At 38.0% G+C, this 16,680-nt stretch carries 12 protein-coding genes; all 12 read right to left on the reverse strand.

Annotated features, from left to right (window positions below; all coding sequences use genetic code 11):
• Window positions 1-376: 376 nt before the first annotated feature.
• On the reverse strand, window positions 377-1,315 hold the full coding sequence (locus Q0371_RS09445; protein ID WP_298470600.1) for a Gfo/Idh/MocA family oxidoreductase: 939 nt from the start codon (window positions 1,313-1,315) through the stop codon (window positions 377-379).
• Window positions 1,312-2,193, reverse strand: a complete 882-nt coding sequence (locus tag Q0371_RS09450; RefSeq protein ID WP_298470602.1) for an alpha/beta hydrolase — start codon at window positions 2,191-2,193, stop codon at window positions 1,312-1,314. The genes Q0371_RS09445 and Q0371_RS09450 overlap by 4 nt, the downstream gene beginning before the upstream one ends.
• Before the next feature lie 122 nt (window positions 2,194-2,315).
• Entirely contained in the window at window positions 2,316-3,038 is a 723-nt protein-coding gene (locus Q0371_RS09455) for an exonuclease domain-containing protein (protein ID WP_298470604.1), read from the reverse strand.
• A 16-nt stretch (window positions 3,039-3,054) separates the two neighbouring features.
• Entirely contained in the window at window positions 3,055-4,005 is a 951-nt protein-coding gene (locus Q0371_RS09460; RefSeq protein WP_298470606.1) for a DUF294 nucleotidyltransferase-like domain-containing protein, read from the reverse strand.
• Between the two features lie 65 nt (window positions 4,006-4,070).
• Window positions 4,071-5,339, reverse strand: coding sequence for an ammonium transporter (locus tag Q0371_RS09465; protein ID WP_169358538.1), 1,269 nt, complete (start codon window positions 5,337-5,339; stop codon window positions 4,071-4,073).
• Window positions 5,340-5,525: 186 nt separating this feature from the next.
• A complete protein-coding gene (locus Q0371_RS09470; RefSeq protein WP_298470609.1) occupies window positions 5,526-5,672 on the reverse strand; it encodes a hypothetical protein in 147 nt (48 codons plus the stop codon).
• A gap of 99 nt (window positions 5,673-5,771) precedes the next feature.
• The gene (locus tag Q0371_RS09475) at window positions 5,772-7,685 is read right to left on the reverse strand and encodes a glycoside hydrolase family 68 protein (protein ID WP_298470611.1); all 1,914 of its coding nucleotides are present in this window, start codon (window positions 7,683-7,685) and stop codon (window positions 5,772-5,774) included.
• 121 nt (window positions 7,686-7,806) lie between these two features.
• A complete protein-coding gene (locus tag Q0371_RS09480; protein WP_298470613.1) occupies window positions 7,807-9,363 on the reverse strand; it encodes a glycoside hydrolase family 68 protein in 1,557 nt (518 codons plus the stop codon).
• 328 nt (window positions 9,364-9,691) lie between these two features.
• Window positions 9,692-10,441 carry a class I SAM-dependent methyltransferase gene (locus tag Q0371_RS09485; RefSeq protein ID WP_298470615.1) on the reverse strand — a complete coding sequence of 250 codons (750 nt, stop codon included), beginning with the start codon at window positions 10,439-10,441 and terminating at the stop codon, window positions 9,692-9,694.
• A 174-nt stretch (window positions 10,442-10,615) separates the two neighbouring features.
• A complete protein-coding gene (gene odhB, locus Q0371_RS09490) occupies window positions 10,616-11,839 on the reverse strand; it encodes a 2-oxoglutarate dehydrogenase complex dihydrolipoyllysine-residue succinyltransferase (RefSeq protein ID WP_298470617.1) in 1,224 nt (407 codons plus the stop codon).
• Window positions 11,840-11,867: 28 nt separating this feature from the next.
• The gene (locus Q0371_RS09495; RefSeq protein WP_298470618.1) at window positions 11,868-14,663 is read right to left on the reverse strand and encodes a 2-oxoglutarate dehydrogenase E1 component; all 2,796 of its coding nucleotides are present in this window, start codon (window positions 14,661-14,663) and stop codon (window positions 11,868-11,870) included.
• A gap of 41 nt (window positions 14,664-14,704) precedes the next feature.
• Window positions 14,705-16,162 (reverse strand): DASS family sodium-coupled anion symporter, encoded by a 1,458-nt coding sequence (locus Q0371_RS09500; RefSeq protein ID WP_298470620.1) that lies wholly within the window; start codon window positions 16,160-16,162, stop codon window positions 14,705-14,707.
• Window positions 16,163-16,680 lie beyond the last annotated feature (518 nt).

Genomic DNA, 16,680 nt, shown 5'->3' on the forward strand with positions numbered 1-16,680 from the left:
CTTATCTGTCTCACTCATCCCGTAGGAGTCGCCGTCTGGCACTCCAATCAATAAACGGGAACAGCTTTAGCATCGATCGCTAAAAAATTTACTCGCATAAACAAAGCCGAAAAACTGTACCCAATCCCAATTTCACCATCTATTTATAATCTTAATAATCATTTGAATGTCCCTATTATAATGTTTACAGTCACTATAAAAAAGAATGGTTAGTCAAAATCATCCATTAACTTTAACAAAGCTTAAAACAATAAAGTGACTTATCGTAAATAGCAGTTGCATCCGACTAGAGTGGAAACAAATATAATTAAGGTGTACAAATTTCGTTATTTCTTAGAGGATGTGCATGTGCTTCCATAGAAATAGCAATTATGATTTACTTTAATAATTCATCAATCCATCCCTGTACCTTCAAACCCTCTTCAAAGGAAACTAATGTAGACTTTTCACCGATCCTCCATTGATGACATGCTTCAATTAATCCATCAGGCACTGTAGATGGAGTGATTTGCACTGCCTCTTTATCCAATTCACTTTCCCATAACTCAGACCAGTTTCTAATCGTGATAACCTTTTTCGTTCCAAATACTTTAAACTCTAATCGTTCTTCCTGCCCCATCCCTGATAAGCCATTTAAAACAACAGGAATATCACTATCCGTTTTTGCCAAAGCAGAGACACCAAGTTCGCAAAGTTCTGCATCCTGAGGATATGTCGTATGATTTGCTGTGATCGTGAAATTCCCAAATAAACGATATAAGAGTTGTAAATAATGTGGAAATACCTCTCTTATAAAACCACCTTGCGCACGAGATGCAATCCATGCATTGTGTTGCCACTTTCTAGGCCAATGAGGGAAGTATGTATGTAGCTCAATTTTAAGGATATCCCCTAATGAACCATCTGAAATCGATTGTTGTAGACTATGTATAACTGGACTGTACATTAAAGGAAAATGCATAGCTGTATGTACGTTTGCCTTGGTCACGGCTTTAACCATTCTTTCTCCATCTTGCGCATCGTGTGCTAGTGGCTTTTCAGAAAGAATATTTAATCCATAGGCTGCTGCCTTTTCTGTAATCGGTGCGTGGCTAACTGGGGGTGTTCCTATATAAATCCAATCAGGCTTTGTTTCTAGTAGTTCTTCTAGCGTAGAGGCTTCCGGTAGCGTATACTTTTCAGCAACTTCTCTCAGTCTTTTTTTATTTTCATCAAAAACAGATAAAATTTCACAATTAGGATTAGTTTTTATTTGGTTAATGATACGTTCTCCAACTATCCCCGTTCCGATTAGTGCAAAAGTAGTCTTTGTCATCCTAATAACTCCTCTTCATTTTTCTTCATTTTTTGTTGCATAACCCACTTTTTAATTTCTAAAGCTGTTTGTTCTGGTTGATCCCATTGAATCATATGTCCAGCGTTTTCCATAGCTATTATTGCCAATTCACTTATTGATTCTTCTAGCTGCTTAAATCCAACACCTCGGGCTTTATCAAGAGTTCTCGGCAATGTTGCATGCAAGAGTAAAAGTGGCACTTGAATGTATGGGTAGGCACTTGTGAAAGGCTCAGTGAAAAAGGCTTTAATAATAGAAAGAATAGTAAACTTAGAGGGAATTAAAGTGAAAAGGTTGTTCTCCTTGTAAAATAGTGTCCGAACATATTTTTCTTTTCGGTCATCCCACTTGCTTGTATACTCCTTATATTCTTTTAAAACTGTTTCCCATTCTACTAAAGTAGATTGATCCATATATGTATTCCAACCGGAAAGTGCAACTTCATATGTCATCTCTGGTTGATTGACAGGAAAGGTATATCCTCCATCCAACATTATCACACCTAATATATTCTCCGTGAATAACTTACTGTAGTGCAGTGCAATATCAGCTCCCCAGGAATGTCCCAGTATATAAAAAGGCTTATCAGTTATTTGTCTAATTAATTTTTGAAGCCACTGAGCCAATGATGAGAATAAATAGTCACTTTCCCTACTTAGTGGACTTGTAAGTCCGTGCCCAGGTAGGTCGACCATAATAAAATAAAAATCCTTCTCCAATAATGTTGAAAGTTGATCAAATGTATATGGTGCATTTCCAGCTAGGCCATGTAAACAAACAATTAAGGGATTTCGTCGATCACCCACTTCATAAAAATTAATCGCATTACAACCATCTGATAATAGTATATTTTCCACTAAACAACCCCCTACCCACTACTATATATTCGATTTACCTATGTAAATACCCTTTTCTCATATAATAAAAATAAGCCTGACAGTTAATGGACTGTCAGGCTTATTTTAAAACCCCTATACTTTTAGAGTCTGGCGAGACGGTGATAGACGTCACTTAACGTTTCGCAGCCGATTTCTTTGGCTTTTTTTACATAAATACTCCATAGCTTAGCTGTCATTTTGGCATCTCCTAGAGCATGATGTCGTCCAATAATAGGAATTTCGTTATGAACACATATGTCTTCCAGCGTCACAAAATTCAAATTAGGCTCTATCACCTTTAAAAGGAAAGAAGTATCTACAATCCGATGCTTAAAAGGCTTACGAAACAAGGTTGAGCTTGCGTGCTCCATAAAATTTCGTTCATGAGTAGCATGATGTGCCACTAATGTGCAATCTTGTTTGAATTGAAGGAATTGGATGAATACATCCGAAAGCGGCATGGCATTGCTTACCTGTTCATTTGTAATTCCTGTCAATTGAACAATAACATCAGGTATTTTTTGGTCGGTGTGGATGAGCGAATAAAACACCTCATCCTCAATTATTTGATCTCCTCGCATCTTTATTGCCCCTAGAGAAATAATGGTATCTCCTTTTTCAGGAGAAAACCCCGTCGTTTCGATGTCAAAGACTACTACCTTTAAATCCATAAGCGGAACATCAAGTACATATTGTTGATTCATTTCCTTTTCCAAGTTACGTAAATAGGCCATTTGCTGAGCATTTTGAATATCACCAATTCCAACATTGTTACGTTTTCCTTGTAGTCCTCTTAATATTTGCATAAACGGTTCAAATGCCATCGCCAACACCCTTTTTTTAACTAGTTAAAGCAATTACTTCTTCATGTAGCCTTTTTCCATCCTTCAGTATTCGCTTAATCTCTTTACGCTCTTCCTTAGACAAATTATGAATCCTTAAGTAATGAGTGTCTGTATAATTCTCTATTTGAATTAAAGAAATACGATACTTTAACAAATCCAAGAAATTTCTATCACAGTTTTGTAGCATTTTATCGTATTTACTTAAACGCTTTAATTGAACAATCCTACTTAACGTAGAAGTCTCATAGATGCCTTCCTTTATGGATAATAGACGCACTGCATTTACATACGGCAAAAAGGCGGCATATTTCAAGTTGACACATCCCTGATACTTACCATGCTGCTCCACTAAAATCTGCCCCACTGGTCCTATAACATTTTTGACATGTTCAATATTGGCAGAAAACCGACTCAATAAAGAAGAATGACCTAGCTGAAATTGATAGATAAAAAGTTTTAATTCATTAATATAGCATTGATCTCCACATAAAGTACGAGCATCAAAAAAAATCTGAAGATGTCTAATAGCCTCCCAGCTTTCTTCTCTCATCCATCCCTCAAGCTGACTTTTCCAGTGCCCCGCAGACTTGCACCATAATGGGTTAGAACTCATAACGTTCCCTTGACAATATGGATACCCTACAGCATGCAACCCGAATGCTAGCTCCTCTCCCAGCACTTTAAAATATTCCTCATATTCTTTGTCCGACTTTTCATATATAATTCCATGGTCCTGATCACTGATTAAACCTTGCTCTCTTCTACCTCCACTGCCCGTTATAAACCATGTGAAGTTACAGGGCGGGTCCTCTTTTAGTTTACTTTTAGCAATATACATCACATGTTGCATGACTTGATCATGAAAATCATTGAGAGAGATGGTATCTTTCAAATAGGACATGATATTTTGGTCCTTCCACTCTCTTAAGGATTCATAGGTTTCCATGACCACACTCCCTTTTATACAAAAAGCCTCTGAAGCAGAGGCTTTTTGACGTTTATTTATTTGTTTTAGTTAGTACCTTTCGCTTCCTCTAAAACCATTTGTTCTGGATAGCCATAATTCCCGTGCTCACTCATATCCAGACCCATTATTTCCTCTTCTTCTGTTACTCGGATACCACCCATGACTTTCTTCATTATAAACAGAATAGCATATGATACGGCGAAAGCGAATGCTCCGCAAGCTGCAACTCCCATTAATTGAACTAACAGCTGATCTACGCCACCACCATAAAACAAACCAGGTTTCCCTGTCGTCGCAAGCTCGGTTGTAGCAAAGAAGCCGGTAGATAAAGTACCCCAAATACCAGCAGTTCCATGAACAGAAAGTGCATAAATTGGATCATCAATTTTTCTCTTTTCAAAGAATCGTGCACTATAAAATACAAGTACCCCAGCTATTAAACCAATTACAACTGACGCCCATACGTCTACAAATGCACACGATGCCGTAATAGCAACTAAACCAGCTAATGCTCCATTTAAAATAGTAGGAATATCTGATTTCCCTAAAGCTACCCAGGAGATAAATGTTGCCGCAACCGCTCCTGCTCCTGCTGCTAAAGCAGTATTTAATGCTACATACCCAAAGAATGCTGCATCAACGGAAACCGTACTACCCGCGTTAAACCCAAACCAACCAACCCACAAAATTAGTACACCTAATGCAGTATAAACTTGGTTATGACCCGCTAAGTTATTAGAAGAACCATCTTTGTTAAATTTCCCTATTCTAGGTTTTAGTATCATCGTTGCCGCAAGAGCTGCAGCTGCACCAGTTAGATGTACTACTGTAGACCCTGCAAAATCTTGTTTTCCATGTTCAGCTAACCAGCCGCCTCCCCACACCCAATGAGCGATTACTGGATAAACGATTATGCCGAAAAGAATAGTGAAAATTACGTAAGCAGACAGTTTAGCACGTTCGGCAAACCCTCCAAGAGCAATCGTTATTGCAATACCAGCAAATGCTAATTGGAAAACAAAAAATACGGTAGGAGAAACACTTGCTCCATCCTCTCCTCCACCAGCATAGAAGAAGTCTGTCATTCCTACGAAGAAGTTAGCATTCCCTCCAAATATAAAACCATATCCTACTGCCCAAAATACTAATGATGCCAACCCAAAAGTAAAAATGGTTTTACCGGCAACGTGCCCAGCATTCTTCATTCTTGTTGAACCAGCTTCTAAAAGTATAAATCCACCAATCATAAAAATAACTAAAATTGCAGCAACCATGGTCCATAAGCTGTTCATCAAATACATTACATCTTCCATTTTGACCCCTCCTATTTCTTTATGTTACATCTCTTAACATTACATGTAAGAAAACATAACATCATTTATTTATATTCTTATTTTACTTAATACAGAATGAATGTCAATACATTTTTCTGAATTTATTTTATTTTATGTTAACTTTCATTACATAATTGTGTTTATCGGCAATAACAGGCTTGTTAGTTACATTTCTTCATACTTTGTACTTTTTAGAATCATGAATAGCTTACATGTATTTAGAGTAACTTGTACCAGCTTGATGTCTTCTAGCGATTCCATTCTCTTATGTTCGCTTTGGCCATTTTCTATCGGGCAGATGCAAGAATTCATACCTTCTCTCCATCTATTGTTTTAGAAATATGTCTCATATAAAAAGATCCGACTCCATAAAGGAGCCGGACTGAAGACTAAATTTTATATTTAATTTTTTTACCTGTTTCTACATCCACAGTTAGGGTCATCGTAAAATCTCTTTCTATCTGGTTTCGGAAACGTGATACAGTCATAATCGTCATGCTTATCCTTACATTCACAATCACCTACCGAGTAGCAGTCATCATCGTGTTTATGCTTAGAGTTTTTCCAATAGTTATCTTCCTTCCAAGACTTATGACTTCTAGGATAGGACGGTTTGCTATGGTTTTTTCCGCATCTATAACATTGCCCATTAGAATCGTAATTGTCATAATCACACTCATCACTTCTATCATGGTTGCAATCCTCATTGTCTCTGTCTTTCCCGTGTTGATGGTTACATTGACAATCGTAATTGTCTTTGCCTCTATTACGATGATGGTTACAATTACAATCACCATGATCTTTACAGCGGCAATCATGATCGTGTTCGTTTCCACCATTACCGTTTTCTGCACCATTTCGGCAACACTTCGGACTTTCCGTTTCAGATACCATAACCAAGCCGTACTCGTATTCAGCTACAATTTCTGTTGTTCTACCTGAAACTCTTAATTGAAGAGTAGGCGCAAGAGTTCCACCAAAATGAGCTCTTCGGAATGATTCAGGTAAATCAGCAAGCTCATCTGTCGTTATTCCCTGTAAATCGAATGTATCGATAAAGCTTAGTACAGAGAAATCAGGTAACACTAACCAAGAATAGGCCTGATTCGGTTCAGAAACTGGATTTGCTATAACTAAACCACCAGAGTTTAATGGTTGATAATTCCCTCTTAATGACCCTGCAACAAAACCATATAAACCATCTGGTCCAGGTCCATTAGTTAAACCAGGAGCAAACGTAAATCTATGACTATCTGTAAATAAATAGTACAAACCGTTCCTTACAATAAGGTGTGGACGTTCTGTCTGCTGATTTGTACAACCCGCCTCTAAGAGAGCCGGAAGTAATTGCCAAGAAGTGTACTCATTGTTTCTTAGTAGGGCAATTCCAATATTTCCAGTGTAAAGCCTTGCTTCCTCTGGCACTCCAGGTCCACAATCAATGTCTAAGTTGTTTCCCGCGATATTACCTTCAAACAATAAATACTCGCAGCCTGTTGCTGGATCTTTAAAGAACCAAGGATCACGGAAAGCGTAGATAATACTACTTCCACCCGCTTCAGATTGTTCTTGCGTTTGATAAAGCACTCCGTCTGGCTCTAAAATTATTTCATGTGGCGCGAAGTTAACTAGCTCGACACCATCTAAATTGGATCTAAAGTTACTGCTTGTTAATGCAATGCGTTGTTCAAAAGTTACTTGAGCTTCACCACGTCTACCGGAGGCTGTATAGAAGTAATAGATTCTTCCTCCGTCGATGATTGCAGATCCTGCCCATTGTCTTGATCCAAATGCAGTACCCTCTTCAAAAACTAGTCCACCTTGTATCCAATTTAAGCCATCTCTAGAATAGAAGTATGCGATTCTCGCTACGTCATGTCTGTTATCTGGCAATACACTTCTAGGTGCAGATAAGGCAAACAGGACTCTCCATCCACCAGGAAGTACAGCTATAGAGCCATCTTTTTCTTGAAGTGGCCACATATCCCATATCCACAAATCATCTGAAATTCGAGGGAATGGTTCTTGTATAACAGGAGCGCTATTAGAAGCAGTAATTCTAATTTGCTCTGCTTGCGCCCTCGTCCAAGCCGAAGGGACCGCGTCAATACTTTGGTTTAAGCATCTTTTAAAATCTCTTTGTGGGTTGTAGTCACAAAATCTTTTAATATCATTGTTGTTAAATGATCTGTATTGAGTAGTTCCAGAATTAGTTGCAGCACTTGGGAAATTTCTATTAGATGAACCTCCAGTTATTGGAGATAGCATTTCATTACCTGACCCAGCGATTGGAACTCTCTGACCCATATCTCTTTTTTTTGACATATATTTTCACCTTTTCTTATTTTCAATTCAATCAAATGAATGGTTGTACGAAAATCTAATTTAATCTAATTTGAAAAATTGACCACTCATATAATCAAATGTTATTTATAATTTTTCTTACTTAACGTCTGTGATGATTCTCAGTAGAGTAATCATCATTACATTCTCTGCATTTCGGACTTTCTGTTTCTGATACCATCATTAGTCCATACTCATAAACATCTATAATCTCCGTATTCCTACCACTTACAGCTAACTGTAGTGTTTGAGCTAGCGTCCCGCCAAAATGCTCAAATTGAAATTGTTCTGGTAAAAAACCGACTTCTTCTATAGGAATACCTTGTAAATCAAAATTATCTATAAAGCTTAGGACTGAAAAGTCGGGTAATACAAGCCAAGAATAGGCCTGGAATGGCTCGGAAGGAGGATTAGAAACTACTAGACCGCTTCCATTTAGCGGTACGTAATTTCCACGTAAGGATCCTGCTACAAAACCGTACAACCCGTCTGGCCCAACAAGACCTGGTGCAAATGTTGAAGCATGAGTATCAGTGAAAAGATAGTACAGTCCGTCACTCACTACTATGTGAGGACGTTCAGTTTGTTGGTTCGTACATCCTGCTTCTAAAAGTGCAGGGAGTAGTTCCCAACTGGAAAAGCTGTTATTACGAAGTAATGCTATTCCTATATTGCCTGTATATTCTGCAGCGTCTGCTGGAACTCCAGGACCACAGTCTACATCTGCTGACGTACCGGCTATATTTCCTTCAAACAATAAATATTCACACCCTGTCGCAGGGTCTTTGAAGAAGAAGGGATCACGGAAGGCATAAATTATTCCTCCACTAGATTGTTCTTCTGTCTGGTAGAGAATACCGTCTGGTTCTAGGATTACTTGATGAGGGGCAAAGTTTACTAATTGCACACCATCTAAGTTAGAAATATAATCACTGCTCGATAATGCAATTCGCTGCTCGTAAGTGATTTGAGCTTCTCCTCTTCTACCAGTAGCTGTATAGAAGTAATAAATACGACCATCATCATCAAGCATTGCTGAGCCCGCCCACTGTCTAGACCCTAAAGCTGTACCTTCTTTGAATACGTAACCTCCCTGGATCCAGTCAAGTCCGTTTCTCGAATAAAAGTAACTGATTCTTGCAACATCATGTCTTTTTCCTGGTAGAACACTACGAGGGACAGATAAAGCAAATAACACTCGCCAACCACCAGGTAACACTGCGATTGAACCGTCTTTTTCTATTAACGGCCACATATCCCATATCCATAAATCGGCTGATATACGAGGGAATGGGGCTTCAATTAGCGGTGCAACATTAGTAGAATTAATTCGAATTTGTTCTACTTGGCTCCTTGTCCAAACAGATGGAATCGCGTCGCGGTTATATTCAAGGCAACGTCCGAAATCTCTTCTAGGGTTATAGTTACAAAACTGACTAATTTGTTTGCCATTAAAAGTTCGATAACGAACATTGTTATTTCCAGTGGCTCCAGAAGGAGAGTTCCGATTAACAGAAGCACTCGGCATTATATTTGCGGATTCTATTCTCGAGCTTCTAACAGGAAATTGTTGCGAAGTTAGTTTATACCTATTTTTATTTGAGCGATGTTCATGTTCCCCAAGTCTATTAAAATGTTTTTCATCATTTTCTTTTGTCATAACTTACACACCTTTAATAGATTTTCGTACTTTGCTATCATATGTAGAGCCAAAAGAAAGGTTTGAGTAAAATTATTAAACCGTAAGAAAATTGTGTATCTAGTTTTTATAGGTGATTACCACGAAAAAAGGGCAATCTCATGAGAGATTGCCCTTTTTTAAGGTATATAAATTAGGTTTAATCATTAGTTTAGATAAATTTAATATAAGAAAAAAATAATTTAGAAGGATTATTATTTATCACTATGTCCAGCGACAGTCTCCCCACTACACAACTCGTTAAACTGTTCTAGCTTAGCTTTAAAAAATCTATTCTACTTAATTAACATTACTTTTTCAGTCGAAAAACAATGAAGTCGGGACTTCTAAAATCCTCACGAAATGATGGGTACTTCTTCAACATTTCCTCAGATGGGGTAGGCTCTACTATCTCTTCTATTAAAAATCCAGCTTCACAGATGACTTTTACATAACTTGTTAATGTGCGGTGATAGAAGATTACCTGGTCCATCCCTCTTTGCTCATAGGCTCCCTCATAAAAATAGTTATCTACTTTCCAATATAATTTTTTACCGTCATGCCCTTTCTCCCATCCACTTTTTGGAGTTTGAAAACAAGGATGTAAAATAGAAAAGATAAAAATCCCACCCTCTCGAAGAACACGATAAATCTCATTAAATGCTTGCTGATAACCTTCTAAATCCTGGATCACCATATTAGAAACAACTACGTCATAAGTTCCTTCCATTATAAAATGTAAATTTTCACAGTTAGATTGTTTAAATTCTATATTGAGTTCTGATGTTGTTCTACTTTTTGCTATTTCAATCATCTTTGATGAATAGTCAATAGCTGTTACAGCTGCTCCTGCTTTCTCCATCAGTCTACTTAAATACCCTTCTCCACAACCAGCATCTAGTACTTTTTTGTTGTTTAAATTCCCCATAAGACTAAACAAGGTTGGATTTAAATATACCTCTTTATGTGGATCTCCATGCTCCAGATGATTGGCTGCATATTTTTCAGCAAACTTGTCCCACCTCTTAATAGAATCTTCAGAAGTCATATTTTTTACCATAATAGCGCCACTCCCATTCTAATGTAATAACTAGTAATTCGCCTTTCATAAAAGAGTTCCTGCTAATAGTATTTCCCAGAAAATAATTAAGAATAAAAAAAGAGCTTACTGGATTAATCCAGTAAGCCTCTAAAAAACTTAAAATGTAAATATTAATACTCCACCTGAACTCTCTTAAGATTCCAGCATAAGATCCTCTGGATTTTCGAGCAATTCTTTTACCATTTTCAGAAAGCCTACTGAATCTTTTCCGTCTATTACACGGTGATCATAAGAAAGAGCTACATACATCATAGGTCTTATTTGAATTTCACTTCCAACCGCTATCGGTCGTTTTTGAATGGTATGCATTCCAAGGATACCAACTTGTGTTCCATTTAATATCGGGGTAGACATTAAGGAACCAAATACACCCCCGTTTGTAATAGTGAAGGAACCACCCGTCATATCCGAAAGTGCTAGCTTGTTATCACGCGCCTTTTTAGCCAGTTCTCCAATATCCCCTTCAATTTCTGCAAAGTTTTTACGATCCGCATCACGAACGATTGGCACTACTAGACCCCCTTCTGTTGATACAGCAATACCAATATCAAAGAAGTTATTTTTAACAATGTATTCTCCATCCAGCTGTGAATTAACATAAGGATATTTTTTCAAAGCAGCTACGACTGCCTTAGTGAAGAACGACATAAAACCTAGACGTACCTGGTTGTCTTCGAAAAATTTATCTTTTTTACGAGAACGCAAAGCCATCACATTCGTCATATCTATCTCATTAAACGTCGTTAACATTGCAGTGCTTTGTTTGACCTCTAATAAACGTGAAGCGATTGTTTGTCGTCTACGAGACATTTTTTCGCGAGTCGTACGACCATCATCTGTTGGAGCAGAGACAATTTTAGCTGGCTCTGCTATTTGTTTTGAGCCATGGGCTGATACATCTTGAACACGAACACGCCCCATTGGATCAACAGGAGACACTTCATTTAAATCAATACCTTTTTCCCTTGCCATCTTACGCGCGGCAGGGCTAGCAATAGGTCTACTTGTGTCTGAGGTAGTTTCAACCTTTGTAATTGGTGCATTTTCTGCCTTTGGTATATCTGGAGCTTTTTCCTCAACCTTTACTTCCTCTGCCTGAGGTTGGGCAGCAGAAGTTCCAGATCCTGCACCGACGATTGCAATAACCTCTCCTACCTGAACTGTATCTCCTTCACCAAATAACAGCTCACTCACTACTCCCGCTTCCTCGGATATAACTTCAACGTTTACTTTATCTGTTTCGAGCTCAACTATAAACTCGCCTTTTTCAATGGTATCACCTGGTTTTTTTAACCACTGGGCAATCGTGCCTTCTGTAATAGACTCTGCCAATTCCGGAACTATAATTTCTGCCACTTAAACTTCCTCCTTTTAGTTCTATTGCTCACAAACTTTTTAATGCTTCTTCAATAATTCTTCCTTGTTCTACTTTATAAGTATCTGCGTCGCCTTCAGCCGGACTTGAGCGATGCACTCGTCCTGTATAAGCAATGCTTCTTCCATCTGCCATCTCTAATAAATACGGGAGAGCATAATTCCAAGAACCCATATTTTGAGGTTCTTCTTGAGCCCATGTCAATAACTCTACGTTTGGGTAACGTCCTAATATATACAAAATTTCATCCTTAGGGAATGGATAAAGCTGTTCCACACGAATGATATGCAAATAATTAAAATCAGTGCCGCTTTTTACTTTTTCCGCTAAATCAATTGCCATTTTCCCACTAGCAAAAACAATTTTCTTTACCTCGTCTGGTTGGCCACCAAGATTCGGTTGTTCAATCACTGCTTGGAATTTACCATCCACCAATTCAGAGACATCAGCACCAACCAAAGGATTCCGTAAAAGTGATTTAGGAGAGACGATTAGTAGCGGACGCACAAATTCTTCATTCAAAGATTCTGCTTGTCTGCGTAATATATGGAAGTAATTTGCTGCGCTTGAAAGGTTAGCTACAGTCCAGTTATTTTCTGCTGAAAGCTGTAGGTACCTCTCTAATCTAGCACTTGTGTGCTCTGGGCCTTGCCCCTCGGCCCCGTGTGGAAGCAGCATTACTAGACCTGACTTCAATCCCCATTTCGCTCGAGCAGAACTGATAAAGTTATCAAACATTACCTGTGCCATGTTAGCAAAATCCCCATACTGTGCTTCCCAAATCGTTAACGTATTCTTATCCTCTAGTGTATATCCGAATTCATAGCCTAAAATAGCAGCTTCTGTTAATGGGCTGTTATGAACAACAAAAGAGGCAGCAGAATCGCTAATAAAATGCATTGGTATAAGTTCTTCTCCTGTTTTCTCATCATGTAGTACTAAATGTCTGTGAGAGAACGTCCCGCGTTGGGCATCCTGTCCACTTAAGCGTATCGAATGTCCATCTTGCAAAATAGTTGCAAACGCAAGTGTTTCGGCGTGTCCCCAGTCTATCTTTCCGCTTCCGGTAAAGGGCTCTTCCCTACGTCTAAGTATCTTCTCTAATTTTTTGAATGGTGTGAACTCCTTGGCCCAGGTTAAAAGTTCTGCGTTAGCCTTACTTAGCTTTACTTCCTCAACACCAGTCGGTATATCAGGATACCCGTCTAATACAACCTGCGGAATCACTACCTCGTTTGCAGTTGTCTGCGGAAGTTCTTTGACCCTGTCATATGCCTCCTGCATTTCCTTTAATATTGTCTCATCTAACATCTCAACTTGGGACTGATTAAGTACCTTTTCTTCTACAAGTTGGTCACCATAAATTTGCCTTACAGTTGGATGTTTATGGACAATGTGATACATCAATGGATTAGTAATGGATGGTTCGTCCATTTCATTATGACCATATCGACGGTAACCAATAAGATCAATAACTATATCCTTACTAAATTGTCGACGATATTCAAAAGCAAGCCTTGCTACTTCTAACACAGCTTCCGGCTTGTCAGCATTTACGTGGATGACTGGAACCTCAAATCCTTTTGCAGGATCCGAGGAATAATTCGTAGAACGAGAGTCGAATTGCTCTGTAGTGAATCCAATCATATTGTTAGCAATAATATGAATGGATCCACCTGTTTGAAAACCACGTACTCGGCTGTAGTTTAATACCTCTGTTACTACACCTTGCCCTGGAAAAGCGGCATCTCCATGAACTAAGATTGCAAATGCTGCATTCTTATCCTGCTTCGGATAACCAGGTATGTCTTTTACCTCTTGTGCAGCTCGAGTTTGACCAGTCACTACAGGACTCACTACCTCAAGATGGGATGGATTATAGGCCAGCTGTACTGTGACGCCATTATTTGAACGATAGGTAGCCCCTTTATGATATTTCACATCACCAAACCAGCCTTCTGCAATCTCTAAAGATCCGTCCTTAGGTAAGAATGCCTTAGACGGTACATGAGCGAACTCAGCAAACATCATCTCATACGGTTTATTTAATACATGCGTCAAGACGTTTAATCGGCCACGGTGGGCCATTCCGATATTCACCTGTTTAGTTTTTGTTATCCCAGCCTGATTAACTAATTCATCGATTAAAACAACTAATGCATCAAGCCCTTCTATAGAAAAGCGCTTAGCTCCTACAAACGTACGATGAATAAACTTTTCAAATCCTTCAATTTTAGTTAAACGTTCTAGTAACTCTTTCTTTTCTTCTAATGAATGGCTTTGATTTAAAGCATTTCCTTCAATTTTATCTTGCAGCCATTGTCTCTCCTTGGAGTCTGTGATATGTGTAATTTCAAAAGCAATACTTTCCGTGTAAACAGACCTTAGATAATTGATAGCCTCAAGTCCATTACGTATGTCTTTAGGAGGATTAGTAATTATAAGAGCTGCCGGTACATCTACTAAGTCCTGTTCAGAGAGGCCATAGAACTCCATACTAATTTTCGACGGATCCTGTTTCCCATTGTTAAGGGGGTAAATGTTAGCATTTTGGTGCCCATGTGTACGAATAGCATCTGCGAGCCGAATAGCTCGAAGAATTTTATCTAAGTTGTTGTTTATATTACCTGATATCGATTTAGTCTCACTTTGACCCAAAGAATCGACTGGTGAACCATATTGTTGAAACAATGCTGCTATTTCCTCTTCTACGTCATCAGGTGATTGTACATATAAATCGTATTGCTCTAACAGGTATGCTAAATTGGGTCCTTGAAATTGATTCCATGGATAATTGTTATTCATTATTACACATCCTTATATTTTTATAACTAATCCCACTTGTCTTAAAGAAGACCAACCCATTGCCAATAAGTCATGCTGAAGACAATGATTAATAAGTATCCTACTATAGTTATTGGAAGACCAGATTTCAAAAGGTCCTTTGTTGTGAAGGCACCGGTACCATATGCAAGCATATTTTGGGGTGCGCTTACAGGTAGCAAGAAACCGAAGCAAACAACAAACTGTTGGATTAATACAAGACCAGGACCGTTAAATGAAGTTGGCTGCATGGAGACCACTAAAGCGATAACAATAGGTATAAAAGCGGAAGCCAAGCTCGTAGCACTTGCAAATCCTAAGTGAATCAAAATATTAAATAACGAAAGAACCATGATAATAAAAATAAGAGGCATTTCTGTCAAACCGACTGCTTCTAAAGTATTTTGCGATAACCAAGCAGCTCCTTCCGTTTGTAAAAGCACTGTACCCATTGATATCCCAACTGCAAATACTACAAGAGTTCCCCATGGAATCTTATTTTGCACTTCTTTCCAAGAAAAAATACCAATTCCAGGTAAGAGCATAACCATGACCGCTATAAAAGTCACTGTCGTTGAATCTAGTGGGTGAAGTATACCTTCTGTTGCCCAAAGAATTAGCAATGCGATGGAAATAATGATTAATCTTTTTTCTTTCCCTGTTATAGGACCCAAATCTCTTAATTGATCTTTAATAACTACGTCACCGTTTTCTAATTCCGATAGCTCTGGTTTGATAAGCTTATTCATTAGAAAAAATAGTAAGATAGACATCAGTATGGACCAGGGACCAGCATATATAAACCATTGCCCCCAGGTAATATTAATGCCAAAAGTTTCTTCAATAAATCCAAGAGCAACCATGTTTTGGGCTGCAGCTGTTTTAATACCAACATTCCAAATAGATATAGACTGCACTGCCGTAACTATTAATAAAGCGGAAAGCCTACTTGTTTTAGGTAAATTAAAAGCAGCTACTATTCCTAAAAGAATAGGAAGAATTGTACCCGCCCGAGCTGTAGCACTAGGAACAAATAGAGCTAATACAATACTTACAACAATTGTCCCAAAAACTAAACTCTTGGTTTTTGTACCAACTTTGGACATGATGAAAAGGGCTAACCTTTTGTGTAATCCCGTAAGCTCCATCGCTGCTGCGATAAATGTAGCACCGGCTACTAATCCGACTGCAGAAGAACTAAACCCACCTAACGCAAGCTTTAATGCACCTGATGTCGTGTAATCTACTGTAGGATCATCAATAGTTGGAGCAAGACCTATAAATACGGAAATGAGCACAATTATTATGGAGGCACTTACAGGAAACGATACAGCCTCTGTAACCCACAGAATTACTGCTAACGCAAGTATTGCCAGAGCTCTCTGCCCAGCAACAGGAAGTCCTTCAGGATTTGGTAACAAAATAATGATAAGAAATACTGCAAAAGCCAGAAGAACAAATAACATTTTATTTTTTTTCATCTTTTCTTCTCCTCTACTTCTATAAATTTACAAATAGACTAACTAAGAATGAATCTTTACTTTGCGATTAAACATACTTGTGGATAAAATAATAGGTGAACTTAAAGCACCTCTGTATACTTATCTGCTGTATTTTGTCCTAATTTATCCTTATTAATCATTCCATCTTCTTCTATTGTCATACACGATATTTTAACTTTTAAGTTTTGGAAATCGCCTCTTTCTCTTAACTACTCTCTTACTGGGACTTCACTTTTAGGACCTTAATAATTTGTTCATACAAGTTTCTAAATTATCTTGTAATCAAAAAAACTTTTTATACCTGAAATTCCCAAGTAAAGTTTCATAAATTGCAGGAGTTTTGATGCTGTTTCATTTAAAAGAATAGGTTTAATATTATTAATTGTGAATAATTTCACAATAACGTAAGTATAACTCTTTTGTATTTTTTTGTTATACTATTATTCTTTTTTTCATTATTAATTCATAAATTATTAATCGATTGTTCATAATTTTGT

The organism is uncultured Psychrobacillus sp. (assembly GCF_938022135.1).
GTDB lineage: Bacteria > Bacillota > Bacilli > Bacillales_A > Planococcaceae > Psychrobacillus.

Bases quoted from the DNA above. Each gene is read 5' to 3' on its own strand.
- Q0371_RS09445 (WP_298470600.1), bottom strand. From the start codon at position 1,315: ATGACAAAGACTACTTTTGCACTAATCGGAACGGGGATAGTTGGAGAA.
- Q0371_RS09455 (WP_298470604.1), bottom strand. From the start codon at position 3,038: ATGGCATTTGAACCGTTTATGCAAATATTAAGAGGACTACAAGGAAAA.
- Q0371_RS09460 (WP_298470606.1), bottom strand. From the start codon at position 4,005: ATGGAAACCTATGAATCCTTAAGAGAGTGGAAGGACCAAAATATCATG.
- Q0371_RS09465 (WP_169358538.1), bottom strand. From the start codon at position 5,339: ATGGAAGATGTAATGTATTTGATGAACAGCTTATGGACCATGGTTGCT.
- Q0371_RS09470 (WP_298470609.1), bottom strand. From the start codon at position 5,672: ATGAATTCTTGCATCTGCCCGATAGAAAATGGCCAAAGCGAACATAAG.
- Q0371_RS09475 (WP_298470611.1), bottom strand. From the start codon at position 7,685: ATGTCAAAAAAAAGAGATATGGGTCAGAGAGTTCCAATCGCTGGGTCA.
- Q0371_RS09480 (WP_298470613.1), bottom strand. From the start codon at position 9,363: ATGACAAAAGAAAATGATGAAAAACATTTTAATAGACTTGGGGAACAT.
- Q0371_RS09485 (WP_298470615.1), bottom strand. From the start codon at position 10,441: ATGGTAAAAAATATGACTTCTGAAGATTCTATTAAGAGGTGGGACAAG.
- Q0371_RS09495 (WP_298470618.1), bottom strand. From the start codon at position 14,663: ATGAATAACAATTATCCATGGAATCAATTTCAAGGACCCAATTTAGCA.
- Q0371_RS09500 (WP_298470620.1), bottom strand. From the start codon at position 16,162: ATGAAAAAAAATAAAATGTTATTTGTTCTTCTGGCTTTTGCAGTATTT.